Source organism: Erwinia tracheiphila, assembly GCF_021365465.1.
GTDB lineage: Bacteria > Pseudomonadota > Gammaproteobacteria > Enterobacterales > Enterobacteriaceae > Erwinia > Erwinia tracheiphila.
In genome coordinates this window covers 1-24,574 of the sequence record NZ_CP089933.1, presented here as the reverse complement: position 1 = coordinate 24,574, position 24,574 = coordinate 1, and the positions used below count along the sequence as shown (strand labels likewise).

The window sequence follows — 24,574 nt, the reverse complement described above, 5'->3', positions numbered from 1 at the left end:
AATAACTGCAAATAAACTTCGTCATATCGGCAGACCGACCGCCAGCATTCTGTCGCGCAGTTCAGCCGTGCGGGCAGGGTCTAACTGATTGTTAAATAATGCCCTGATTTCAGCTGGTTTTGCATCGAACTGCTCCACCATGTCCTTCAGCCGGTAACCATGCCGCGTAAGCGTCGGCTCCAGGTCATCCAGCTGGCGTGACAGCACGGATTCAACCAGCGTGGCGGTAATCGGCTTTTCACCTATCTGATATCCTGCTTCCATCGCCAGCGTCAGGTGCAACTGGACCTGCAGCGGTGTACGAAGTTTCATTGCCAGCAGGTCAACCGCTTCGGTCGTCAGAATATCTTCCGGATTACCCTTGCCGGTACTGGTCTTCAGCAGCCACCGGATATATTCGCGCTGACTGCCGGTGATCCCGTCCAGCGTAAAAATATCGGTACGATAACCAATTTCCTCCATTGTCGGACGACGCAGGTCATTACGCAGTTTTGGGTGACCAGCCAGTACGACGGACAGCCGTCCACCGCCGTCTTCAACCACTTCCATCAGCCGTTTGAGCCCCGTCAGTGTATTACCGTTCAGGTCATGCGCCTCATCAACAAACAGCGCCACCGGGCGCTTACCTTTTTTGACCAGTTCCTGCAGTTCCCGCTCGCGGCGTTCACCCTGTTTGGGGATCTGCACCTGCTTATCCTGTGCCAGGTCGTAAAACAGGGCGTTAATCAGCGTGGCGAGCCGGACACTCTGTTTGTCCACCGACAGGGAGCGGGCGACAATGATTTTGTTTTCATCCATCAGTTGCTGCTGCAGGCGTCGCAGGGTGACCGTTTTGCCGCTTCCTACTACGCCACAGACCGCTATCAGTCGTCCTTCGCGTATCGCCCCTTTAATGTCTTTCATCAGCTGCTTATGGTGAGCAGTTTCATAATACCCCGCCTGTTCAACAGACTGCGTCAGTCCATAATGCTCCATAACTTCAACCCGCATGATCTTCTCCTGATTGTCTGTTACGAAAATAGTCTCTGATGCGGGCGAGTACTTCACTACGGTTAAGCGTCTCAGTCAGAATACTGTCGATAAACGCCCGGTCTTCATCCGACATCCTGGCCAGCGGTATGGCCAGATCGTCGGCAATTGCCAGTTTTGCCGCAATAACGCCAGGAAAGTGGTATTCAAACTTTCGGGCATCAAAGGGCTGATGTGGCAGCTCATCAATGCGCTGCTGAGTGTCATCACTGACCACGCGAAGATCGCTGCCGGACAACGCGCTGATGGGGATGTTCAGCTGTCTGGCCAGAGCATGGATACGATCGGCCCGTTCAGCTGCTTTACCACGCCTGAACGTCCGGTAACGGTGCAGCGGCACAGGCCCCGACACCGGATAATAAGGACCCCATGTTTCACCGGTAAACTCCACATACATCTCTTCGTCAAACAGCCCCCACAGCAGAATGACGGTTTCACCCGCCATATCCGGTTCGACTTCCCATGCGGAGCCGTCTATCGTTACCCGTGCATCAACACCCACCTTGCGGGATTCTGGCTCCCGGGCGAACCGACAGTATTGTTCCCAGCTGCACATATCCCTCACACCTTCCTGAGAGATATTGGCCAGCCAGTCCTCCAGTCGGGAGTGTTTCTCGCTGCGGTGACGCTGCGCATTGTAACGACTCAGATAGTTCCAGAGCCATTCGTTGGCCTGCAGCTCCGTCTCCGGTTTATGGAAATGGTACAGGGTTTCATGCGCCTCTTTGACGGTCCTGAAAGGACGCTCTACTTTACCTTTGGACCGCGCCGACGTCCGGGTGCCATCCTTGCCTGCCGGCGTATGCGTCAGCCAGTCGACCTTCAGGGACTGCATCACATTCTGGAAGACATGGCTTTTGGCCACCGGTCCGTTATCGAGGTACAGCAATTTAGGGCGGCCCTGGAAAGGAAAATCAGACCTGGCTTTTGGTGCCATGGCGTTAAAGAGAAAACGCAGCGCTGATTCCGCATCCTCACCGTACACACACCGGTATTCCTGGTAAGTAACCCCGCTCCGGTCATCCACCACGCTGAAGAGCATCAGCGTGGGGTCGCCACGGGTGGGGTCAATCCAGTCAGGCCGCTCGATATGTTTGAGGTCGGATGGTGACATATCAAACTGCCAGCAGTCATTGCTGTTTTCAGCCTGAAACCTCACTGCCGGAGGCTCCCGTAGCAGGCGGGGCTGGTCGAGACACCAGCGGGAAAGCCAGCGATTAACGGTCTGCTTACTAAGCAAGCCTTTGGGACTTTTTATCACCCCCTGAGCTGTCTCCACACCGTGCTCTTCCAGCAACTGTATTGCCCGCCCGGTTGACAGATGGCGACCGGATTTATTCGTCGTTCGCAGTTTTAGCGCGGCAATCAGTTCACAGTAATGTTCCAGTTCAGACGGGGGGAGTATCCGTGGCTGACCATGATCCCGGCGGTGAGCTGTTCGTGGTCTGAGGACCAGACGAAGGGCGCGATAGACTGTCGTAGCTGAAATACCATATAGCTGAGCGGCAGCGGCGATCTGGGAGGCCCGTTCAGGGCTTTTTGGCGGCAGGCGATCGAGTCGCTGCCGTAGTTGCAACAGGGAATCAGCCGGGATAGCGCTACGCCGGCTGCTCATAATTTTCCAGCGCCCGGTAGACTGACGCCCTCCCGATCCCGAGCTGACGGGCTATGGCCGTGGCCCCCATTTTCTCCGTGGTGTACAGGCGCCAGACCTCTGCAGGGTCTATTGAGGGCTTTCTTCCGCGGTACACGCCCCGCGCTTTCGCCGCGGCAATCCCTTCCATCTGGCGTTCACGTCGCAGATTGGTTTCAAACTCAGCGAAAACACCAAGCATATCGAGGAAGGCTTTACCTGCTGCTGAACGCGTGTCCACGGGCTGTTCCGTCGCCCTGAGCGTTACGCCCTGCAGAGTCAGGGCATACACGATATCCTGCAGGTCCTTAATGCTGCGGGCCAGGCGATCCACGCGGGTTACCATCAGCGTATCACCGGGGCGCAGGAACTCCAGTAATAGCTGCAACTCGCTCCTTCCGGTCCGGCTGCTTCCGCTGGCTTTTTCTGCACGAATGATTTCACAACCGGCAGCGCGAAGAGTTTGTGTCTGCAGGGTAAGATCCTGCTCACTGGTTGAAACGCGGGCATAGCCGTAAAGTGCCATAATGATGAAAACTGTCTCGGTGAACTCTAGATGATGAAGACGTAACACCAGGATGAGGCAAAAACAACCCAAATGAGACAGAAATACTGTCTCACTGGGTTGTTCATTTTAGGTTTACTCTAATGAAACAAATTTGTTTTTACAGATATCCAGAACTAACTACGGATGCCATGCACGGTATAGTCCTCTATCCTATACACACCAACAATTTTGAACAAAATTAGTCCCTTCGCTTTCTTATTAAGACTTCCTTGCATTTTTAGCATCGATGGCTTTTTGCTGTATTCGGTCAAAAAGATCAGCGTTTATAGGAACTTTCCTCATGTTTTTTAGAGCATTAATGCTTTTATCAGAAACGGGAATCGCCTGCTTTCGGGCATTTTTGGCATCGGTTGCTTTTTGCTGAATCCGATCGAACGTTTCTGCTGAAATAATGCTTTTCCTGAAAAGAACAGGTTCGTTTTTTACATTTTTAATATTGGTCAATGCGGCTGATTCGCTTTTCAACGAATTTGTATTCGCCGATTCCGTACGATATGCATTATTTACGGAGATTGAACTATTACCACTAACGTTCATAATATAAATCCCTATTCCAAAAGGATATTATCCTGTCAGTCTTTAGCGTCAGGATCTTTCAAAAAACGACGAAAGTTGATTTTCAGTTACTGTGAGCCCGGTGAAATGGATTGTGAGCCGGGCAGGATAAATGCGAGTCCATTATCACTTAATGTGAGCCGGAGGCTTTTCTCATTTGCAGTTAATGTGAGCCGAAATCGGCGCTGATTGCGAGTCGGAGGGATTTCGATTGCGAGCCGCTACACATAGCCCCAGGATGACGCAAATACATCACCGACAGAGACAGTATCATTTTTAAAAGTTAATACGTTAATTAAAAGCTCCCGCCCAATTTGGGCTTTGGAAGAAAGAGAAACCATTTCCCTTTCTATGATTAAATTATACCTGCAATTGCAGGTATAACAAGAATTTTTATTGCCCTAAAATATAAAGATATAAATGTATTTACATTACTGCTTTTGAAAAGAGGCGCGAACAGTGGTTACGTTCTGCCTGGTAGCTGCATCGCGCCGGGGACGTTCGCCAGTTATGGCGAACTAACCAGGCAGATTTAAGCACTCCCCCTTCCCCGCCCTGCAAAGCCCATTACAGCACTTACAACGCACAATTAGCCTTTCGCAGTTAGCGCGTGAGCTTGCGAACGGTACGCCGTGACGGTGCGTAGCATCGGCGCGGGGCGCTGTATCTGCGCGTTTGAGCGGCTGAAGCCGCGAATTACGGGGCGGGTAACTGAAACGGTCAGTGACAAAAATTCCCCCGCTTATGGGGGGGAACTTGAGAAATTAGTGGCTGGATTTGCTGAGAGTGAACTGTAACCCGGCCACTGCTGCAAGTTGTGCCAGTGTTGTGATGGTCGGGTTCCCGTTCGGGGATAATGCACGGTAGATACTCTGACGGGCAAGGCCAGATTTTTTAGCGGCTTCGGAAATCCCCCCTCGCGCCTCTATTACCTGACGTAACGCAACAAGAAAACCGCCTAAGCCACCAGACTCGTTAATTTCTTCCAGGGCATTAGCAAGATAAGCGTTTGCATAATCAGGATCAGCGCGTAGTTCTTCAATCATGGCGGCGTTGTGATCAACTGCTGCCGGATAATCATTTTTGCTAATCAGCGACTTCACATTTTTGGTGGCTGTCATTTTTTTGACCTCTTTTTAAAATCTTGCAGATAACCAACGGCTTTATCTAAATCGGCTGTTTGCGTTTTTTTGTTCCCGCCAATTAGCAGGAGAATTATTTCACCATCTTCGATTGAATAATAAACCCTGTAGCCGGGACCATAATCAACTCGTAATTCCCAGACACCATCCCTTTCGAATTTATGATCTCCAAAATTACCGCCCATAGCGCGGGCAATTCTGGAATCCACTTTTAACGCAGCGGTCTGATCTTTACGTCTTAATTTTTTCATCCAGTCGGTGTATGGAACCTCACCGTTTTCTGTCTGGTATCGTTTCGCCGTGTAAGGCATCTTGCCGCCCTCGCTCCCTTAACCTGTGTACATTGTCTCTTATAAGTGACAGGCAGTCAATATGAACCGTCTCTTATAAGTGACAATTTATATTGTGTCTGTGTGCCTTCCCCGAACCATCGGAAACAAGTACTGTATCGGAAACAAGTACTGTATAAGTATGCCTTCCTCAAACCACCTAAAACAGGTACTGTATGGGTATAGTTGGTTAACTCAAACTGAACTGGTTCTATATGACGACTCAAACTGTACCAAATAGCTTTGTGAGAGCTTATTTGCGAGCTTCCACCTCAGAGCAGGATGCTACCCGCGCACTGGAAACGATTAACGCATTCGCCAGTGAGCGCGGTCTGAGCATATGTAACTATTACATTGAGAATGAATCCGGCTCCAGGCTCGATCGTCCTGAGTTGTTCCGGCTCCTGAAGGACTGCCAGCAGAATGACATTCTGCTTATAGAGGATGTGGATCGGCTATCTCGCCTGGCGGGAGAGGACTGGAACAGCCTGAAAAAGATGATCAGGCAGAAAGATATCAGGGTTGTGGCCGTCAATGTGCCTACAACATGGATTGCTTCAGGAATTCATGACTTTGATAGCCGTATGTTTGCGGCCATTAATGATATGTTGCTCGATATGCTGGCCGCTGTTGCCCGGCGCGACTATGAGCAGCGCCGGGAACGCCAGAAGCAGGGAATAGCCAGAGCCAGAAAGGAAGGGAAGTATAGAGGCCGTCAGCCCGATCAGTCCCGATACGATGCAATCAATAAATTGCTCACCAGTGGGAGTTCATGGAGCCAGGTTCAGAGGGTTCTTGGTTGTAGCCGGGGAACCATCAGCTGTGCGGTCAAACAAAGGAATAAAGCAGAATCAGACCTATAGTTACAACATTCAATATAGGCTTATAAATGGGGTCTGACGCTCAGTGGAACGAAAACTCACGCTAAGCAATGTTTTCTTCCTCTGACGCCTCTTTTAATGGCCGCAGATGCCCTTTTGTCACCAGTTCTGTCAGTGTGAAGGAATAATGGCCGAGCATATTGATATGTCCATGGCAAAGCGGTGAGAGGCGTGCAATATCTTCATCATTCAGGGTTTCTCCTTGTGCCCGGAGATGATCCAGAGCTGCCTGCATATAAATAGTGTTCCATAACACGACGGCGTTAGTGACCAGCCCCAATGCGCCCAGTTGATCTTCCTGACCATCGGTATATCGCTTTCTTATCTCACCTTTCTGACCGTGACAAATAGCTCTGGCAACAGCATGGCGGCTTTCTCCCCGGTTAAGTTGAGTCAGGATGCGCCTGCGGTAATCTTCATCATCAATATAATTAAGCAGATATAGCGTTTTGTTAATGCGTCCCACTTCAATAATTGCCTGGGTCAGTCCGGATGGGCGTTCACTTTTCAGTAATGAACGGACCAGCACCGAAGCCTGTACCTTGCCCAGCTTCAGGGAGCCTGCGGCCCGGATCATTTCGTCCCACTGAAGGGTTATTTTTCGGGGATCTGACTGCCCTCTGGCAATATCATTTAGCACGCCATAATCGGCGTCATTGTCCATGCGCCAGAAAACCGAAGAACCGGCATCAGCCAGTCGCGGGGAAAACTGGTATCCCAACAGCCAGAAAAGGCCAAAGACAAGATCGCTGGCCCCTGCGGTATCTGTCATAATTTCGGTGGGATTCAGCCCTGTCTCCTGCTCCAGAAGGCCTTCCAGCACAAAGATTGAGTCCCTCAGCGTCCCCGGTATAACAATGCCATGAAAGCCGGAATACTGATCGGAAATAAAGTTGTACCAGGTGATACCCCTGTTATAGCCAAAGTATTTGCGGTTCGGCCCGGCATTGATTGTTCTGACTGGCGTAACAAAGCGCATTCCGTCTGCAGAAGCCACTTCGCCACCACCCCAGACCTGTGCCAGTGGCAGTGTTGCCTGAAAATCAACCAGCCTGGCATTCGCACTGGTGATAGTTTCAGCCCGCAGATAGTTTGCTTTTGTCCAGTTCAGCCGGTGTCGGGTCAGGGCTGGAACATTTGACCGTATCAGGGGCTCCAGGCCGATATTGCAGGCCTCGGCCATCAGTACGGCGCTGATGCTGACGGGCAGATCGTCAACTCTGGCGCTGGCTTCGCTGGCGTGGAAAAACTCATCAGCAAATCCGGTATGGGCGTTAATTTCGAGCAGCAACTCCGTTAAGTCCACCGCAGGAAGCAGATCGCTGACCATTTTGCTCAGCCGTTTCAGACTGTCCGGTTCATCAAGACTGGCGAGAGGAGTAATAGTCAGCCTGGGCTTTGGGCCGGAAATATCAAGCTGCACTGCTTCATTTTCGCCAAGGCGTGCAGCAACCTGCCTGTAACGGGCGTCCAGCTGGAGGCCCAGCGATTTTATTGCGTCCTGTGGGTTTGTCGGATGGCCCAGAGAACGATAAACTTTGATCCGGTTTGCCTGCCAGTCTGCGCCCTGTAGTAATTTTTCGCGGGGATCTCCCCACCGGTTACTGCCGGTAACGTAGACATCCCGCCGTCTCAGGCTGTCCTGCAGTTTACTGAGAAAGCACAGCGTATATCCCCTTCGGGTGATATGTTTTTCCTTATTAATCACCAGTCGTTTCCATGGACGGCTGATGATTTCCGTTGGTGCGTCGTCAAAATACTGCCGCCGTGAGCTGAACTCGCGGCTGAGATAATCGCAGGCATTCAGGGTGGTTCTCCCGGCGGGAGCTGCTGAAAATTTAACGGTATTCAGCAGACGGGGCAGAAAGCGACGTACCCGCCCGTATTGCTCCACCATTTCATCATGAAAGTTATCGTCAGAGGGCCGGGCTATTTCGCGAACAAGCGCGATGATGTCTGCCAGCTTTTGCCTGGGAATGTGGCTGAATACCTCAGCCCGGATTGATTCGTCCGGCGTTTCTTCTTTCAGCAGGTACGAACACGCGCTGGCGAGCGCCAGTGCTGATTTATCGAGATCCTTCAGCGATCGGAGCCGTTTTTTCTGCCCAATCTTTCTGGCGTCACGGATGATGACAGTCAGCATGGCATCCAGAACGTCCAGTGCATCATCGAGCGCCAGCGTTTCCCATGCCAGGACAAAGGCAACCAGTACCGCCATCCTTTTCTGCGGTGCCATCCTGGCAATATTGAATACCGAAGTCATCCCGGCATAACGAGCAAGATTCTTCAGACGTACAGTCGGGATCGCGTTCAGGCTTTCATTATGGAGGCCAAAATCGCTCAGCATTTTCCAGCGATCAATTGCCTCATTAAACGCCGGGCCACTGATGGTCACCGGGCCTTTTTTCAGTGATTCCAGCAAAGACAAACGGCCGGAATCAGCGGGTCCCAGCAGCGTCTCCAGTTGTGAACGCTGCATTGCAGACGGTATCATTGCCAGCCTGTTCCACAGGCGCAGCGTTGCCTTTTCCCTTACTTCTGAAATCAGTCGGGTCAGCGTGGTGGCCCCGGGGAGAATAATTCTGTGCTGCATCAGCCACCCTGTCGCCAGGTCGAAAAGCAGGCCGGGACGTTCGTTACTTATCCAGCTCCGGGTATATAAAAGACGGGTAAGACGAAAAGTCCAGGGCCAGGCAAATTCGCGATAATCATAATGCTGACGTATCAGCGCGGCATGCTCGCGACGGGTATTTTCTCTCTGGCCATATTCTGCCAGCACGGTGATATCATGAATGGCGAGCTGTCTGGCGATAAAATGCCGGACGCCGGAAGGAATATGATTCATATCGGTGAGGAAGGTACCCAAAAAACGCACGCATCCTATTTGCAGGGCAATTCCCAGCCGATTGTGATCGCCTCTGCTTTTTCCGATAAATTCCTTGTCTGCTTCATCAAGGTGAAAATATCGTGCCAGCTGAAGCTCATCCGGTTCACCGGTGAACCGGCCATAGCTTTCAGTCTGTTCAGTGGTCAGAAAATCAACGGGCATATCGGGCTCCCTGCCTGACGGGCATCTGTTAACAAAACCGCAACCGTCCGAAATATTATAAATTATCAGACACCATAAAACAGCCCGCCTGAGCTGTCTATTAAATCGTTTTTTTGTCATAATAGACATGCGGTGTCTGATATTCGATTTAAGGTACATTTTTATGCGACTTTTTGGTTATGCACGGGTCTCAACCAGTCAGCAGTCCCTCGATATTCAGGTTAAAGCACTCAAAGAGGCGGGTGTGAAAGCCAACCGTATCTTTACCGACAAGGTATCTGGCAGTTCAACTGATCGGGAAGGACTGGGTTTGCTAAGGATGAAGGTGGAGGAAGGTGATGTCATTCTGGTAAAGAAACTAGACCGACTTGGCCGCGATACTGCTGATATGATCCAGTTGATAAAAGAATTTGACGCTCAGGGCGTGGCAGTCCGGTTTATTGATGACGGGATCAGCACCGACGGTGAAATGGGGCAGATGGTTGTCACCATTCTGTCGGCTGTAGCCCAGGCCGAACGGCGAAGAATACTGGAGCGCACCAATGAGGGCCGGGAGGAAGCGAAGCTTAAAGGCATCAAATTTGGACGCAAGCGCACCGTGGACAGGAACGTCGTGCTGGCGCTTTACCAGAAAGGTAATGGTGCAACGGAAATAGCCAGGCAGCTCAGCATTGCCCGTTCCACGGTTTATAAAATACTGGAAGACGAGACTGTCGCAGCGGCCGGTCACCTGTTTTTATAAATTATCGAGTCGTATCGATAGTTATTATATTTGTTTGTGATTTATTGAGGTCAGATGTGAAGTTATATTGACGTAGGAAATTACTTTTTTTCACACAAGGATGGTTAATATGAAAAAGCTTTTCATGACGGCTGCGTTAACCGGTTTATTAGCCAGTAATAATTCATATGCCGGAGAAAGCTATCTGGTCTATAGCCCGCAAAATATTGCTGTATTTCAGGTGCGTTTCTTTGATGTTGGCGACGGCCCGTTTATGCCGGATTGGCCGCAACCTTTTGAGTCAACCTGGGCTCTGGGTCAGCAACAGAAAGAAAAAATACTCGATGCCATGCGTTACTGGGCTGAAGTTATCACCCCCAGACCAGGGCAATTGCCCGCCATTATCAATGTCGGTACGTTTGACGTTAATAATGCAGCGGGATCCAGCGATTCAGTAAACAATGGCGTTATTAGTCTGACGCAGCTGCAGGGGGCTTTGAGCGGCATTGATACCGGAGAGTTGACCTTCGGTTCCCATGCCCAGTTCATCATGGGCAAAATGGATTTTGACGACATTCCCTATGTGCCTGCTCAATTGCCGCGTACCGGAAAGACGGATCTGGTCAGCGTCGCTGTTCATGAGCTGGCCCATGGCCTGGGCATCTCCAATATGGTTACTGACCTGCAGGGGGAAGGTACATTCACCCCGGCCTTCGATACTCAGCCTTTTGGCTCCTGGACCAGCCATCTACGGGATGATCATGGCAATCCTGCCCGGCCAGGGCAGGTAATACTGTGTAATGGATGCAATAACCCATGGGATCCGCAAGGCTTTGATGTACGGCTCGATAAAGGCTATTTCACAGGCAGGCACGTAGATGAAGTGCTTGCAGGCGCCATGCCTGGCGTGCCGGTGAAAATGTTGGGAGACGGCGGTTCGGTCGATGATAACTACATGAGCCATATCGAGCTGAAGAACAGCATGATGAGCCACCAGGGCTACCGCAATTACACAACGTTTATGGAAGCGGAACTGGCGTTGCTGCAGGACATGGGGTATCAGATTGACCGACGTAACTTTTTCGGTTTTTCGCTGTATGGCAATGGGCAAACTCTCATCAACCGCAATGGCTATTTTCTGCGTAATCAGCAGGGGGATGGCTATCTGGCAGGGCAATATAACACTGCAACGCAGGGGGTTGGACTGCATGTTTATGGAAGCGATAACCGCATATTTCAGCAAGCGGATCTGTTGACGCAAGGGGCTGGCGGCGCCGGTATCCGTATCGATGGGCAAAATAACACGCTGAACATCGAACCAGGAACACGGGTCTACGCCGATGGGCTCAATGGCCGGGGTGTGATGTTTACTTACGGCAAACAGCATAACCTTATTCAGCGAGGCGATATTCAGGCGTTAGGAGCTAATGGTGTCGCTATCAGCTTTGACTTTGGCAATAACCTCCTGGGTAACGAAGCGGATTATCGTGGATCCTGGCTCCATATCGTGGACGGGTACAACGACGCATTATTACCCGAGTTGCAGGGATCCCTGGTAGATAATGCCGACATTAGCGGACGGGTTGCCGGTAAAGGCGCGGCGATTTATATTTCGCCAAATGCGCTGGTCGGTAATATAAACATATTAAATGGCACCCGGCTGGAAGGTGATATTTTCTCGGACTACGCCCAGCGGGATGCCTACGGCCAGCAGCGGTTGACGCAGCTTACCTTCGGTCGGAAGGCCAGTGCGCATGGGCAGGCGACGGATGGTGCTGATTCTGATTTCAGCTTTACTTACCGTGGAAATATTGAAGGTATCAATAATCTGGCACTGAACGCGCACGGAGGGAAAACCTCGCTTAATGGCGACTTTCAGATTTACAGCATGACTATCGCGCCGGGTGCCATACTATCTGGCAACGGCAGCTATACCCTGAACGAGGAAGGACGCTTTGTAAATAATGGCATCCTCGCGCCGGGCAATTCACTCGGGCAAATCAATGTAACAGGCGCTTATCAACAGGGCGATACCGGGCAGTTGCTGTTGGAAGTCGACGGGCGCGGCGGGCATGATACTCTGCGGGTTGACGGTCACGCACAATTCAACGGTCAACTGACGTTTGCGCCGCAGCCGGACTGGTATGCGGCAAACTGGCGGCTGGATTCGCAAGATTTGCTAAAAACCAACTCGTACAGCGGCAAATTCAGTGCGGTGAACAGCTTGCTCCGCTCACCCACGCTGGCGCTGCAGACAACGCCGCTGGGAGAGAATGGCTGGCAGCTCTCGATGCTGCGCGCCTCCAACGCTTACAGCCGGTATGCACAGGACGACAATGCGAGGCAGGTGGGTCAGGCGCTGGATAAAATTGTGGCGGTAGCCGATTCGGATATACAACCGTTGTATAGTACTCTGGATTTCTCAGCCACTGATGGCGGGAGTATCAGCAATGCCTTGCAGCAACTTTCCGCGGCAGCTTACAGCGCCATGTTCGCGAGTTCCCTTCACCGAGAACAGCAGATAACGCGGATCATCGGCGGGCCTAATCCTGTCGTTACGCCGAAACAACTGGCGGAAGGCGAATGGCGCAGCTTTGCCATACCCTTTGGCGGCGGCTTCTGGCAGCAGCGCCAGGGTGGCAGTGTAGGGTACGACGCCAGCAGTTATGGCATCGTGTTCGGCGCCGAAAAAACAAACGAGCAGGATCGCAACTGGATTTATGGCTTTCATGGTGCGGTCAGCGGCCAGTCTGTGACGGTGAAATCACCAGAAACCGCGAATGGGAAAACAACTGCTTTCGATCTGGGTATCCATGCTCGTTACGGCGTTGAAAGGCCCGAAGGGATGTATTTATTCGGCAATGGCCGATTCGGCATTGAAGACAGCTGGCTGGATAGAAACATTCATGTAGAAACTTACGGAGCAAGCTACCATGCCAGCTGGACTGGATTGTCAAGCTCTCTTACGGCCGGCGGGGGCTATCGTTGGGCCCTGAATGATAATATGAGCGCCGGACCGATAACTTCATTAAATTACACCACATTACATCGCCCAGGCGTGAAGGAAAGCGGCAATGACGGCAGCCGGCTGATGCTGGGGGCGGAGACCTTCGATTCTCTGCGATCGAGTATCGGGATGAATGGTAACTGGAATTTGCCGCTTGCTTCAGGGGCGTCGATCGCAGCTGAACTGCAGCTTACCTGGGATCATGAACTGCTGGATGGCAATGTGGTACAACAAGCCTCTTTCGCCAACTACCGCAGCACAGGGTTTAGTTCCAGGAATCAGGTGACTGGCCGTGACGCACTGGGGGTTAAGGCTGGAATGAGCTATAAAATCAACACCGATGTCGAATTGGGCATCGGGATTGAAAGCGAATTGTTTCGTTCTGGCTATGACTCGATCGCAGGTAATCTTTCAGCCACCTGGCGTTTCTGATATCTGAGGATGAAAAAATAATACGGCGGGCCGTAATTAAACCCACCGCTCCCCCGGCTTTGCCGGGGAATTCCGAAAGGTTTGACCTTTAAGACAGTTGCACGAATCTGTGTTGTGTTCAAGTAGGTCTTAGAGTTTCTTTGTACTTTCTCACAGCCAAACCTCTTAACGTGAGTTTTCGTTCCACTGAGCGTCAGACCCCGTTGTAGCCGGGGAACCATCAGCTGTGCGGTCAAACAAAGGAATAAAGCAGAATCAGACCTATAGTTACAACATTCAATATAGGCTTATAAATCGCTCGATGAGCGCCTGAGCACACTAAAGAAATGATTTCAGCTAAAAAGTCTAGGTGGGGAGTGTGTGAATACTTCAGTTGAATGTTGTAACTAAAAGATGGTTTTATTTGTACTAGCTCAGACCTGATCTGACAGTTACCGGTTATTTATACAGGTGTCTGTCAGATTACATCTGGTTCAGATTTTTTTCTGCCCAGACTCGTTTACCATCAAGTAACGTGGCCATTGGCGTACGCCCGCAGCACATTTTTCCCTGATGAGTTCGCTCATTATTGTAATGCCACAACCCGTTGTCCAGATCCGTTTGCAGGCTCTCCAGGTCTTCGTATAACTTCTTACGGAACGTAACCTGATAAAAATCCTGCAAAATAGTTTTATGGAAGCGCTCGCAGATGCCGTTCGTCTGCGGAGACATCGCCTTCGTTTTTGTATGGTCGATATCGTTGATGGCCAGATACAGCTGGTAATCATGCTGCTCCACCTTACCACAGTACTCCGTTCCCCTGTCGGTCAGGATCCTCAGCATCGGCAGTCCCTGAGCCTCGTAGAACGGCAGTACGCGATCATTGAGCAGGTCTGCGGCGGTGATCGGCGTTTTACTCGTATACAGCTTGCAGTGTGCCACTTTCGAGTACGTATCCACGAACGTCTGCTGGTAGATACGACCCACACCTTTCAGATTGCCCACGTAGAAGGTGTCCTGCGACCCGAGATAACCCGGGTGAGCAGTTTCGATTTCTCCGCTGGCCTCGTCATCGTGGGCCTTCTTCTCCAGCGCTGCGATTTGAGCGTCGGTAAGCACGATGCCTTCTCTGGCGACCTTTTCCTCAAGTGCCTTCAGGCGTTTACGGAAGTTCTCCAGGTCGTGCCGTTGCCAGATGGAGCGCACGCCGCTACCGGAGATAAACACGCCTTTTTTACGCAGCTCATTACTGGTCCGGTGTTGCCCGTGGGCCGGGAACTCAACGGCATATTCAACAACAGCGCGTTCAGTGGCTTCGTCGGCGCGGTTCTTCAGGTTGGGGACGCGGCGGTTCTGGTTAATCAGCGCATCGATGCCGCCTTCAGCAGCCAGTTCCTGATAACGGTAAAACGTGTCGCGTGACACGCCCATGATCTTGCAGGCTTTTGATACGTTACCGAGTTCTTCGGCGAGATTGAGCAGGCCGGCTTTGTGTTTGATGATGGGATTGTTAGTATGAAGCATGAGAGTTACCTCGCGTTTTGTTTAAGGATTAGACACCCATATCAAAACCGGTAACTCTCAACCTTTCAAGGTCCAGTGTCAGATCAAGTCGCGACTAATACATTTTATTAAAGACCGGAGGTGGTTAGCCCCCAGCCTTAGTTACGTTTCCGCTATGCTCAGAAGAACATGCGGATCAATTCCAGGAGCGCGATTAACACTCTCAGAACCATGATTGCTTTATCAATAAAAGCGCCCATGCGTTTCTCCATGAATGGAGAGAGAACACCGCTGCTTGCTCTTACACTGCCTGTTACAGCGGTTTCTATATGGTTAGGTATAGACAGTTCCCCTCCGACCAGAGCACTAAAACCAGCACCACCTGATGTTTTAGCCAGGACTTTTAATCTGTTCATACCGCATAGCGGAGAGAGCAGAGGAGAACGCTACAGAGCTAACGTGCTGATTATACACTTATCGCCAGACTTGCAGAAAGGTAATTCAGCGCGTATTATTTACATGGTTAGGTATAGACAGTTCCCCTCTGGTCAGAGCACCAACTCCGTACCGGAAAGCAATAAGCCCGATCTCACCAGTCGGGCTTTTTTGCGTCTGAAACAGCGTGAGCTACGTGAAATCTGAGTTCGAGTGAAGGGTGATAATCCCGATTTTTTAAGCTGAAGCGCCGGGGCGACATCGGTATTAACTTTTGCCGTTGTCGGCCAGCTCGAACATCGTATTCAGGCTGGAACGGAATTGATTCACCGATGATACCAGCTCCTGACACCGCGCTTTTTCTTGCGCCAGTGAGTGCCAGAGCTGCGCTATCTCATCTCTGTTACGCTGAAGCTCAAGGATGGCCGTCATAAAGGCTTTACTGGCTGACGCCATTCCGGTAGCCTCCTGCGCCTTTCTGATAACCTGATCTTCTTCGTCATTTGTTCTGATGGTGTAATGCCCCATAGAAAACCTCTTTTGCTGTCATTTTTGTCACGCCGGCACGAATCCGGAAGAAAGATTTGCTGGCAAAAAATCGATGGCCAGCTGCTGCGGTCGTAGAAATTTGCTGGCACTTAGCTTTCTCTGAAAGCTTGCTCACAGTCTCCGCAATGGACATTCAGCCCGGCCTTACCCCATACAGCAACACCGCACCCCGGACACTGATATTTTGCCTTGTTCCGTTTTGGCTTATCCTCAAACGCCGCAACAAAGGACATATTGCTTCCGTCTATAACTTCTGAATCTGCGCTCCCGTTCTGTGGCGTCACTGACGGTAACAGAGCCATTGACAGCACCGCTTCAATATCGGGGTTCTACGCCGGAACCGCCGAAATTTCCGACAGCCACTCGCATTCAGGCATCACTGAGCGATCAGCCTCCACAGGATAACTCTGCAAAAACGACAGAGAGTCTGTTCTGGTCAATTTAAACCGGACACTTTTTTCTCAGTAAGTCGCTCATAGAGCGCAGGAGACAGTCCTCCATCGGCTGCATGATTTCGCTCAAGGTTGTAGTGACGGATATACGTCGCCACATCCTGTTTCATATCGGCCCGCGTTGGCTGGGGCACAAGCAGCAGCCATTCATGGGGTTGTAAGCGGGAACCCGCCAAAATTTCCGATCTGGGTTCGCAACCAGCAAACCAAAGTCACAATTATCATTGTGACTCTGTAAAGTGTCATACGCACTATATTATAAATATTTTTGCCATGGTCCTGATGATAAATCCCCACTAATTTCATGAGGATGCACAATGCTTATTGCGCTTGGGCTAATGGTTTCCTTTCTTAAATGGACTTCATCAAGATAGATAGCACCATTGGTATCCTCAGCAAGAGACTCTAAGGTGGCGTGTTTTTTAGCTAATGGTTCTCCTAAAAAATCATTCAGTCCTTTTTCATTCGTATACAAATTATCTCTTAATGATACACCTTCAACGTTTTTCCCATCAATTCTGTAGATATGTGAATTTTTATTTATGGTTTGATATCTCCGTGCTCCTTCAAGGCTTTCTGCAACAATAACGCCATCCATATCCTCTGGTAGCATCTTTGATATTGCAGTATAATCTTCTGATGCTTTAAATCCATTTTTTAATACTGTTTCTGGTGGGGTGTTATCTACTCTATAAAAATAATTACTTTTGCCATTAAACCCGTGCAGCCCATTATCCATAACTTTGCTTTCTCTGTAAGGTGAAACATAATCATTAGCATCTATTTTTTTAAAACTTTTAGCCCACTCGGGGAATGTTCCGGTATCCCTGACTGACATGGCAAAGGTTCCTTCCGTGTAAAGCTGAATTCCTTCAGGGAATTCATATTTTGATAGTATCTCTTTAGCTTTCACTTCACTAACTTTTAATCTGTTAGCTATCATTTGGTCAGGTCTTGTCATTCTCCCACTAAGCCCTTGGTATTTTATACGAGCAAGACGGTGCCTGTGGGATTCTAAATGGATTTCATTATTTCTATACTCGATATTTATTACCCCTCCACCATTTTTCTTGATGAAAAAATAGCCTTCTCGTTCTTTTACCTCTATATAGGACTTATCTATCTTGATATATTTTCTGCCATTTTCATGCCGCATCAAACCCATATCATTCGGAGTGGAAAGTTTTTTAGGATCAATGTTTTCTGCATGCATATTCGGCATTATTTTATCACGAACTTCCCTGGATACGGTGGGCTGAAATTTATTACTGACTTTCCCTTTACTTGATTTAAATTTCACATCACTTATTTTGTTGCGATTTGATAGAATCTCTTTGTTCTTACGGTTTATTAGTCCTTGTTTTTTTAAACCCACCCCTTTAGTTGGGGTGATGACTAACTCATTATTTTTTTTATTAATTTTCAGCCTGAAATTTCTTGTCTTCCCTCCCGGCTGCTTACCATATATAGTCGAAGTAACAGTTCTTTGCCCGTTATGATGATGCCTGTGATTCCCTCCAGAGGAGGTCTTTGGGCGCATTACTGCTGAAATTGATTGTAATGTAAGAACAAAGTCAACAATTTTAAGAAACCTCTGTTTATTGGTTTCCTGATGATACTCTATATCTACCGGTTTATTGAAGTAATACCTTAGTGCAAGTAATTTATCTTTATCAGAGTACGAGGATAATGTTTTTTTCTCTAATCCTTTGATTTCGAGAGTACTATCTCCACTGTATGAACCACGAAGTGATGAGTAAAATTGCCGGGCAGACCTGATAAGGTAAGTTTCCCCTTTGTTTTTTAAGTTATTCTCTAGATCCCTGTAAAGTATACTAAACAATCGCAAGGCCTCATCGCCTTTGTACCAGTTATCAGGCAACTTGTTTAGGTCACCAAGCCCTTTTTCAGCGATTATATATGTGAGCATAGCTTTATGGGCTTCATATCTTAATCCATGTGCTGCTGAATATCCGTCATCGTTTTGAAACCAGTAAACACTTCTCACCAGATTACTTGCGACCTGACTTTCTACTGGCTCGTAGCCTTCTCCTCTGCTGTCTGGAGTTAACTTCAGTGAAGGAATTTTTCCAATATACTCTTTGAATTTTAATGCATCTTTTTTATCAGTTATATCAACTGCGGTTTTAATATAATTTTCCAACTGCATTTTAAGTTGATTGCAGAAACTGTTTTGATGATGTTTTATTTCAAAATCGGATATAATACCATCTGAATTTTCTATGAGATAAATCAAATGGTCAATATTTTTCTCAGTAGTATCTGAAGGGTATTTATCTTCTGCGTTAGTGGCAATGCCATTAAGTTTATTTATAACGTTTTTTATTGCAATTAAATCTTCGCGACGCTCTATAGTACTAACTATTTCTATTATTTTTTTACCAATATCACCAGATAAGTAACGGCTTTCATTTATATCCTTAGCTATGTCTGTGGCCGTTATTGAGTTTACTCCCTCACCTGGCAAAGTTGCAGCATCTGCTCCTGGAAATCTCAGTGGGTCATGCCGGGCTATAAACTTACCTGTTTCATACAGAGCATTTGCAACCGGACTCAGCATAGTACTGAAGCCATTACCGCTGTTATCTGAATGCGCTGTATCTCGGGAAACTGGAGAGGACATGCTTCTCTCTGAGGTGAATGCAGGGATATCAGTTGTTGATGAAACAGGGATACCATCAAGTCTTACCTGGCTCAACAGCATCAACAGCGGTGCGGCTATGCCCTGTCGCGGAGATGTAGTCTGGTACGATGGCCTGCTCAGTTCTTCGTGAGAATTGACTACTCTGTTAATACTACGTCCTAAATGGTGTATTTCATCCGGGTTGGCAGAACGGTCTGAGTGTAGGCTTTGAGCCTGTGTTGTGAAGTTCCCTTTGATATTATCGTGAAGTTTATTCTGATAAGCTCCGGCTGTAACTCTGTGCTGCAACGCTGATACTGGCATGATTAAGTCCTGGTCCATGTAAAAATGACTTATATTGCATATCTGTGCCTGTATTACTTTCAGTTAACAACACTTTCGCTTATTTACTCCCTTCCGGAAGTGTCCGACTCCGTATTAACGTCCGGTATACTGTTGGCCGTGACACTGAAAACAATTCAGCCAGGTCGCTAATGAACATAGCGCCCTTACAGGGCGAGCGTCACGGCTCTGCCGTTCCGAGGGTGTTCATGACCGGCTCACAGCTTTATACTCTGCGGTATGTTAATTTCTCAGGAAATCATTCACATGGCCCGTAGCAAAGCCCCCAGAAAGCGTAAACCCACGCCCTCGTCCCGACGCGCTATACCCGGATATCCTAAGCGTTTTCTGGTGTCCATTCCGCCCCGGAGCGATTATGACGACCCCGACGAGTTTTTTACGACACTCCGCAGGATGCCATTCGTCACTGTGTCCACCTGGGGCCACAGTTTTTCCTCGATACACACTTCGACCCGCCTCTCGTCTGCATCATCCGCGGCTTTGAGCCGCCTGACTCACCCGACGGCGATGTCGTCCTTGAGTCCATGCCAGCCGATGTGTTTATTATCGCCACAGAATCCGGCATGCTGCCGGTGACCTTCGCTCCCTGGGATAAACACACCGACAACTGGGCCGATGACTGTGACGACTGGCACTATAATACCGGTGCCACTGCAGAGCGATAATCCGCCGCATGTATATCCCGCGCCCGGCAAAACTGCTGTTCACCACTGATGACGCCTGGAACCGGTATATGGATAAACACGGGGACACCCTCAGCCCCTGGACCGTACTCTGCGTCGAGCGCATGCTCGCCTGCGGCACTGCTGCCATGGGGGTGAAGCGATACTGCTGCGCCTCCCCGGACTGCACCCACACCCGCTTCTTCTGCCAGACCTGTAAATCAAAAGGCTGCAGCTCCTGCGGACATAAGGCCACGGAGCAGTGGATTACAGAGCAACAGCAAATTCTGCCCGACTGCGACTGGCAGCATATCACCTTCACCATGCCCCATCTGCTGTGGCCCTTTTTCAACAATAACTGGCCTCTGCTCAATGCCCTGTTCCGCGCAGCCACCCGCGCCATGCTCCGCTGGGCCAGAAAACAGGGTGTGGAAGTCGGTATCTTCTGCGCCCTGCACACCTACGGTCGCCAGCTCAACCAGCATCCCCACATTCATCTCTCCGTCACCCGCGGCGGGCTTGATATTAAACACGGCGTATGGCGCGACCTCTTCTTTAAAAAGCATGCCGTGGAGGAAATCTGGCGCGGAGCCGTCATCCGGCTGCTGCGCCACAGCTATGACCTGATTAACCCCGGCAGGCTGCCGGGGCTGGGGCATATCCACGACAAAAAACAGTGGCTGCGCTATCTGCAGGCGCAGTACGGGCGCCGCTGGAAGGTCCACTTCGCGAAGAAGACCCGGGGGGCCTGGCGGAGCGTCAAATATCTGGGCCGGTACCTGAAACGGCCCCCCGTGTCGGCGGCGAAGCTGAGGCACTACAGCGGCGGCGCGGTGGTGCACCACTATTACGACCACCGTACGCAGCAGTACCGGCAGCAGACGCTGACGCAGGAAGATATGATCGGACGTTATATCAGCCATATCCCGGCGAAGCATTTTAAGATGGTGCGTTATTACGGTTTTTTATCAAACCGTAAACGGGGTAGCCTGCTGCCGAAGGTGTATGAAGCCCTGGAGATGGAAGCGCGGAAAAAACCGGAGAAGCCCGGCTTCGCCGCGCTGATGAAAGAATTTCTGCGCACGGATCCGTACAAATGCATTCTGTGCGGCAACCGACTGCGCTTCAGCAGTGCGCAGGCCGGGAGGCACGCGTCGGAGTTGGTGGCAGAAAGACTGCATAACATCGACCGGAAACGATGGCTTCTGGCACAGACTGCGGGATAAGTGCGTCTGAAAAACAGCTTTCAGGTTAAAAACGCGCCGCAAATGCCATTTTATGACCATAACGTTCCCGATGGCACATCATTACTGCATTACAGACACTGCTGCTCATGGTCAGGAAATTTTTAAAACGATGATTCAGTTTCCTAACCATGAACAGGTAGATTATTTATTCAGTGAAATTAATATGATAGCAGATGCTCGTAACTGTATGGTCATTGACTGTCTGCTTACCAATGACCAGACCGGCCGGGGGTGGGATGAATATGATGGAAGGTGGCAAACATAGTCACCAATAGGTTTGACAGACCTAAATTGCAATTTAGGTCTGCAGGAATTTTCACATAATATGCAGTTGCAATAATGTTATTATCCAATTAATTTAATCCATAGCAATATCATTTTAATATTAAAATGATTTACTGATTGGTTCCACCAACAGTGGTTCCACGAGTAATGAGTTGTTTTACTGCCATCCTGATTAGTGCCGCTCTTGATACCCCCTCTTCTGTTGACATGATATCTAAAAGCTCAATGACATCAGGGTCAAATGTCACTGTAATCTGCTGCCGCTGACCTTTGACGACTCCCTTTTTTTCGGGAGGTGTTTCACTCTTAATGCCATCGGGAGCCTGATTTATGAAGTTACTAATGGTATCTACTGGTTCTGCCTTGACTACTGGCTTTCTTGTAATAGCCATATGAAATCCAAATGAGTTTATTTTAATATTACTTTAATTCTAAAAGAGTATTGAAACAAGTGTATCTAACTCTGTTTTAGCTGCCTTCTCATGAGTACGCAATTTAAGCTCGGAAACAGACCTTCCGCTTCCTGCTGCTGCTGCAAAAACTTTCCTTTGCCTGATTGTATGATCCAGTAATTGTATGTCTTCGTTATATTCTCTCATCGCATCCAGCATATCGGCATTATCATTGCTGCGAGGATTGGGATCAGCACGGTTGAGTAAAGAGAAAGCTGTTAAACCATCTCGCACACTTCTGGCATCACGCACCAGATTGACAACATCTTCCATAGCCCACACTTCAAAACTACCGGGAACGAAAGGCACTACGAGAATATCAGTCAGCGTTAATGCTGCACGCATTGCTGTTGAGTCCCTACCTCCACATTCAATGATCACCTCATCAAAATTAGATTTCTGTTGTAAAACCTGCGTCCTAAGAATTGGGCCGTCAGGAAAATGTGAACATGCTAAGCCGGGTTCTAAACCCGCCTCACTACGGATCAAAATTGCTGTTTGCGAGGAACCCTGCCGGTCTCCATCAACCAGCCATACACGTTTACCTAAGCGGGCACGTTCCACTGCGATGTTTACTGCCAGGGTAGACTTTCCCACACCGCCTTTCGTATTTGCAATTGTAAGTATCATCTTAATTTAATCCATTTTAATATTAAAAACGATGAATTGACGCAGCTATATTAAACCCTCGGTAAGTGATGTCAATAGGTTCTTTGATGTTTTAATCATATTAATTTAATATTAAAAAAGTAATATTATGAATGCAAAATGAAATCCATTTAGAAGTAAACACTCATCCCGCATTATCCTCTGGCAGTCGCTCGCGTTGCGGCTATTACATCCGAATAGCTACATATTTCCTACTGGCGAGCAGTGCGCAGCCTGTTATTTAAATGCCGCAAAGCGGCATGGAGGTGCCAGCCGATGCTGAATATAGTTTTATTGGTGAATGGCACCGTGACCCGGCGCAGCCGGTTACAGTTCCGATAGGTTCTGCCAATCCATTCCTTCACCCTGCCAGACACAAACCCGCTAAAAGCGATACAGAAGCTTTTGTGCGCTGTCGGAGTGGTCACGACAAGGCGTAGCCACAGTCGGGGCGTATCTCCGCGTTAGCGGGCCGTGAGGGCCGCTTACGGGCGTGTTAATCCAGACCTTCCAGCGATACTTCTCAAAGCGACTTAGTTCTAGTTACAACATCCATCATTAAAAGCGACGCTGTTCCGGCCTCTGGCCGGGGCGGGGCCGCTTTTCAGTGGTGGGGGCGCTGATGAGGTTACACATATGCACATTCTGGGTTTTCGGGAACGGATTCTGAATGCTGTAACTAAATTCAGATGCCTTACGGTGCCTGTCGCGTAGCGACGGGAGGTAACTTTGCTTTTATCGAACCGGCGCGGACGTGAGTCCGCTGCAAGGGCGGGCATTCTCTGAGGCTGTCCATAGGGCAGACGATGAACAGGTTATTTGTTTATATGAAAAACATAAAAGGTATTTAAAAGAAGTACTGAGCAGGTTTTTAAAGGGAACCACGCACTTTGAAATCAGGTCGGCTGGCGCTCTGTGAGTATAACGGTTGTAACCTTATGGAAAAAGTCCCTTGCAGTTACGTGTGGGTAACTGAATTCATCGGGCAAAGATGGCACTGGCGACAAAATTTCAGCACTGTCTGGCAGGAAAAGTGGAGGGATCATGGATGGGCGTAATGCCCGTTCGCTCAGATAATAAGCAACGGTGAGTAACAGACGTGCAGAACCCTCCGACGTCAGCCGGATTAATGAAAGGAGAGGGGATCAGGTGGTGGCCGTTGCCAGCCGCGTATAGTTGTTGCCACGGGACATCAGCATTCGCTCTTTTACACGCCTTGCCTGTTCCCGACGCACGGCGTCCAGGTTGCCGGTAAAGCGGCCCTCGGCAATTTCCCGCGTCAGTTGCCGCTTCACGATAGTTTCAATATCGCGGCGGTTACGGTCAGCGTCACGGCGGGCGCGGGCGCGCTTCAGCCCGTGCGATTTGCGTTCGGACTGGTAACTCCGGAACCGCTCACGCACGAACCGCCAGGCTTTGGCTATCAGTTCGTCCATGTCCAGTCGGGGGAGACGTTGTTTTTCACGCTGCTGGTTTTCCCACTCCACGCGACTGCGCCTCGCGGCCACAACGGCCACGTCAGAAACATCCAGCGCCGAGAACAGGGCAGGGGTGAACGTAATATCGGTTGGAATGTTACAGCCGATCTGCGGATCATACTCTGTCTGGTAGGTAATCAGCCCCAGCTCCGCCATAAACTTCAGCGCCCGTGTGGCACGGGTGATGGACAGATTGCCGTTTTTCGATTCGGTGGCCAGCCCGCACTCGATGGCCAGATTGGTGATGGAACGCTGGACGCGGTTGGCCAGTGGGTCGTAGTGGAAGCACAGCCCTTGCAACAGCGCATCGATGGCACGGCGGCGTAACAGTGGTGGCATACGGTGACGCACACCCAGCGAACGCGCAAACGCAACGTGCATGGAGAAATCGAAGCGGGACGTGAAGCCTTCGGCTTTCGCCATCAGCTTACGGCAGAACGGCAGGGTCTTTTTGCCCTCACGCGGGGTGAATTCCGGATTCGGGTTTTTGACCTGCCGGTAATGAGTGAACAGGGCCTGAGCGTCAGCCAC

The 24,574-nt window shown here is 49.7% G+C and carries 20 protein-coding genes; 5 read left to right on the top strand and 15 right to left on the bottom strand.

The genetic code is table 11. The annotated features are described in order from the left end of the window. Window positions 1-21: 21 nt before the first annotated feature. The 6 genes from LU633_RS25600 to LU633_RS25575 all read right to left on the bottom strand — a co-directional run bounded on the left by LU633_RS25600 (window position 22) and on the right by LU633_RS25575 (window position 5,238). The gene (locus LU633_RS25600) at window positions 22-1,047 is read right to left on the bottom strand and encodes an ExeA family protein (protein WP_087949743.1); all 1,026 of its coding nucleotides are present in this window, start codon (window positions 1,045-1,047) and stop codon (window positions 22-24) included. Further along, on the bottom strand, window positions 980-2,644 hold the full coding sequence (locus LU633_RS25595) for an IS481 family transposase (protein ID WP_016193177.1): 1,665 nt from the start codon (window positions 2,642-2,644) through the stop codon (window positions 980-982). The genes LU633_RS25600 and LU633_RS25595 overlap by 68 nt, the downstream gene beginning before the upstream one ends. Further along, on the bottom strand, window positions 2,628-3,188 hold the full coding sequence (locus LU633_RS25590) for a recombinase family protein (RefSeq protein ID WP_016193176.1): 561 nt from the start codon (window positions 3,186-3,188) through the stop codon (window positions 2,628-2,630). The genes LU633_RS25595 and LU633_RS25590 overlap by 17 nt, the downstream gene beginning before the upstream one ends. Before the next feature lie 240 nt (window positions 3,189-3,428). Continuing rightward, window positions 3,429-3,767, bottom strand: a complete 339-nt coding sequence (locus LU633_RS25585) for a hypothetical protein (RefSeq protein WP_016193175.1) — start codon at window positions 3,765-3,767, stop codon at window positions 3,429-3,431. A gap of 782 nt (window positions 3,768-4,549) precedes the next feature. Then, complete coding sequence (locus LU633_RS25580; protein WP_006122339.1) at window positions 4,550-4,906, bottom strand: helix-turn-helix domain-containing transcriptional regulator; 357 nt, start codon at window positions 4,904-4,906, stop codon at window positions 4,550-4,552. Beyond that, on the bottom strand, window positions 4,903-5,238 hold the full coding sequence (locus tag LU633_RS25575; protein ID WP_046372428.1) for a type II toxin-antitoxin system RelE/ParE family toxin: 336 nt from the start codon (window positions 5,236-5,238) through the stop codon (window positions 4,903-4,905). The genes LU633_RS25580 and LU633_RS25575 overlap by 4 nt, the downstream gene beginning before the upstream one ends. 233 nt (window positions 5,239-5,471) lie before the next feature. Here LU633_RS25575 and LU633_RS25570 point away from each other — a divergent pair, with 233 nt between their 5' ends. Beyond that, window positions 5,472-6,119 (top strand): recombinase family protein, encoded by a 648-nt coding sequence (locus tag LU633_RS25570; RefSeq protein ID WP_015256836.1) that lies wholly within the window; start codon window positions 5,472-5,474, stop codon window positions 6,117-6,119. A 61-nt stretch (window positions 6,120-6,180) separates the two neighbouring features. Here the strand turns inward: LU633_RS25570 and LU633_RS25565 are convergent, their stop codons facing one another. Then, entirely contained in the window at window positions 6,181-9,186 is a 3,006-nt protein-coding gene (locus LU633_RS25565) for a Tn3 family transposase (protein ID WP_016193186.1), read from the bottom strand. A gap of 163 nt (window positions 9,187-9,349) precedes the next feature. Here LU633_RS25565 and LU633_RS25560 point away from each other — a divergent pair, with 163 nt between their 5' ends. Beyond that, entirely contained in the window at window positions 9,350-9,928 is a 579-nt protein-coding gene (locus LU633_RS25560; RefSeq protein WP_016193187.1) for a recombinase family protein, read from the top strand. 109 nt (window positions 9,929-10,037) lie between these two features. Then, window positions 10,038-13,346, top strand: coding sequence for an autotransporter outer membrane beta-barrel domain-containing protein (locus LU633_RS25555; protein WP_016193188.1), 3,309 nt, complete (start codon window positions 10,038-10,040; stop codon window positions 13,344-13,346). Window positions 13,347-13,808: 462 nt separating this feature from the next. Here the strand turns inward: LU633_RS25555 and LU633_RS25550 are convergent, their stop codons facing one another. From LU633_RS25550 to LU633_RS25530, 5 genes are all read right to left on the bottom strand, one after another. Then, on the bottom strand, window positions 13,809-14,849 hold the full coding sequence (locus tag LU633_RS25550; RefSeq protein WP_046372128.1) for an IS481 family transposase: 1,041 nt from the start codon (window positions 14,847-14,849) through the stop codon (window positions 13,809-13,811). Between the two features lie 158 nt (window positions 14,850-15,007). Beyond that, the gene (dinQ, locus tag LU633_RS25545) at window positions 15,008-15,244 is read right to left on the bottom strand and encodes a damage-inducible type I toxin DinQ (protein ID WP_016193174.1); all 237 of its coding nucleotides are present in this window, start codon (window positions 15,242-15,244) and stop codon (window positions 15,008-15,010) included. 286 nt (window positions 15,245-15,530) lie between these two features. Next, window positions 15,531-15,791: a hypothetical protein gene (locus LU633_RS25540; protein WP_016193173.1), complete on the bottom strand. Its 261-nt coding sequence runs from the start codon at window positions 15,789-15,791 to the stop codon at window positions 15,531-15,533. 457 nt (window positions 15,792-16,248) lie between these two features. Beyond that, complete coding sequence (locus LU633_RS25535) at window positions 16,249-16,440, bottom strand: IS3 family transposase (protein ID WP_016193171.1); 192 nt, start codon at window positions 16,438-16,440, stop codon at window positions 16,249-16,251. Window positions 16,441-16,520: 80 nt separating this feature from the next. After that, on the bottom strand, window positions 16,521-19,232 hold the full coding sequence (locus tag LU633_RS25530) for a hypothetical protein (protein WP_016193170.1): 2,712 nt from the start codon (window positions 19,230-19,232) through the stop codon (window positions 16,521-16,523). Between the two features lie 563 nt (window positions 19,233-19,795). Between LU633_RS25530 and LU633_RS25525 the strand changes: the two genes are divergently transcribed. Beyond that, complete coding sequence (locus LU633_RS25525) at window positions 19,796-19,936, top strand: hypothetical protein (RefSeq protein ID WP_161796965.1); 141 nt, start codon at window positions 19,796-19,798, stop codon at window positions 19,934-19,936. A gap of 8 nt (window positions 19,937-19,944) precedes the next feature. Further along, a complete protein-coding gene (locus LU633_RS25520; protein WP_046371879.1) occupies window positions 19,945-21,159 on the top strand; it encodes an IS91 family transposase in 1,215 nt (404 codons plus the stop codon). 416 nt (window positions 21,160-21,575) lie between these two features. On the opposite strand, the gene LU633_RS25515 is transcribed toward LU633_RS25520, so the two are convergent. From LU633_RS25515 to repA, 3 genes are all read right to left on the bottom strand, one after another. Continuing rightward, window positions 21,576-21,857: a ribbon-helix-helix domain-containing protein gene (locus LU633_RS25515; RefSeq protein WP_016193197.1), complete on the bottom strand. Its 282-nt coding sequence runs from the start codon at window positions 21,855-21,857 to the stop codon at window positions 21,576-21,578. Window positions 21,858-21,896: 39 nt separating this feature from the next. Further along, complete coding sequence (locus LU633_RS25510) at window positions 21,897-22,547, bottom strand: AAA family ATPase (protein ID WP_016193196.1); 651 nt, start codon at window positions 22,545-22,547, stop codon at window positions 21,897-21,899. Window positions 22,548-23,710: 1,163 nt separating this feature from the next. After that, window positions 23,711-24,574 carry an incFII family plasmid replication initiator RepA gene (gene repA / locus LU633_RS25505; RefSeq protein ID WP_016193194.1) on the bottom strand — a complete coding sequence of 288 codons (864 nt, stop codon included), beginning with the start codon at window positions 24,572-24,574 and terminating at the stop codon, window positions 23,711-23,713.

Coding starts and splice junctions, on each gene's coding strand:
- LU633_RS25525 (WP_161796965.1), top strand. CDS start 19,796: ATGCCAGCCGATGTGTTTATTATCGCCACAGAATCCGGCATGCTGCCG.
- LU633_RS25555 (WP_016193188.1), top strand. CDS start 10,038: ATGAAAAAGCTTTTCATGACGGCTGCGTTAACCGGTTTATTAGCCAGT.
- LU633_RS25520 (WP_046371879.1), top strand. CDS start 19,945: ATGTATATCCCGCGCCCGGCAAAACTGCTGTTCACCACTGATGACGCC.
- LU633_RS25540 (WP_016193173.1), bottom strand. CDS start 15,791: ATGGGGCATTACACCATCAGAACAAATGACGAAGAAGATCAGGTTATC.
- LU633_RS25575 (WP_046372428.1), bottom strand. CDS start 5,238: ATGCCTTACACGGCGAAACGATACCAGACAGAAAACGGTGAGGTTCCA.
- LU633_RS25585 (WP_016193175.1), bottom strand. CDS start 3,767: ATGAACGTTAGTGGTAATAGTTCAATCTCCGTAAATAATGCATATCGT.
- LU633_RS25565 (WP_016193186.1), bottom strand. CDS start 9,186: ATGCCCGTTGATTTTCTGACCACTGAACAGACTGAAAGCTATGGCCGG.
- LU633_RS25510 (WP_016193196.1), bottom strand. CDS start 22,547: ATGATACTTACAATTGCAAATACGAAAGGCGGTGTGGGAAAGTCTACC.
- LU633_RS25580 (WP_006122339.1), bottom strand. CDS start 4,906: ATGACAGCCACCAAAAATGTGAAGTCGCTGATTAGCAAAAATGATTAT.
- LU633_RS25590 (WP_016193176.1), bottom strand. CDS start 3,188: ATGGCACTTTACGGCTATGCCCGCGTTTCAACCAGTGAGCAGGATCTT.
- LU633_RS25570 (WP_015256836.1), top strand. CDS start 5,472: ATGACGACTCAAACTGTACCAAATAGCTTTGTGAGAGCTTATTTGCGA.
- LU633_RS25550 (WP_046372128.1), bottom strand. CDS start 14,849: ATGCTTCATACTAACAATCCCATCATCAAACACAAAGCCGGCCTGCTC.
- LU633_RS25595 (WP_016193177.1), bottom strand. CDS start 2,644: ATGAGCAGCCGGCGTAGCGCTATCCCGGCTGATTCCCTGTTGCAACTA.
- dinQ (WP_016193174.1), bottom strand. CDS start 15,244: ATGAACAGATTAAAAGTCCTGGCTAAAACATCAGGTGGTGCTGGTTTT.
- LU633_RS25515 (WP_016193197.1), bottom strand. CDS start 21,857: ATGGCTATTACAAGAAAGCCAGTAGTCAAGGCAGAACCAGTAGATACC.
- LU633_RS25530 (WP_016193170.1), bottom strand. CDS start 19,232: ATGCCAGTATCAGCGTTGCAGCACAGAGTTACAGCCGGAGCTTATCAG.
- LU633_RS25560 (WP_016193187.1), top strand. CDS start 9,350: ATGCGACTTTTTGGTTATGCACGGGTCTCAACCAGTCAGCAGTCCCTC.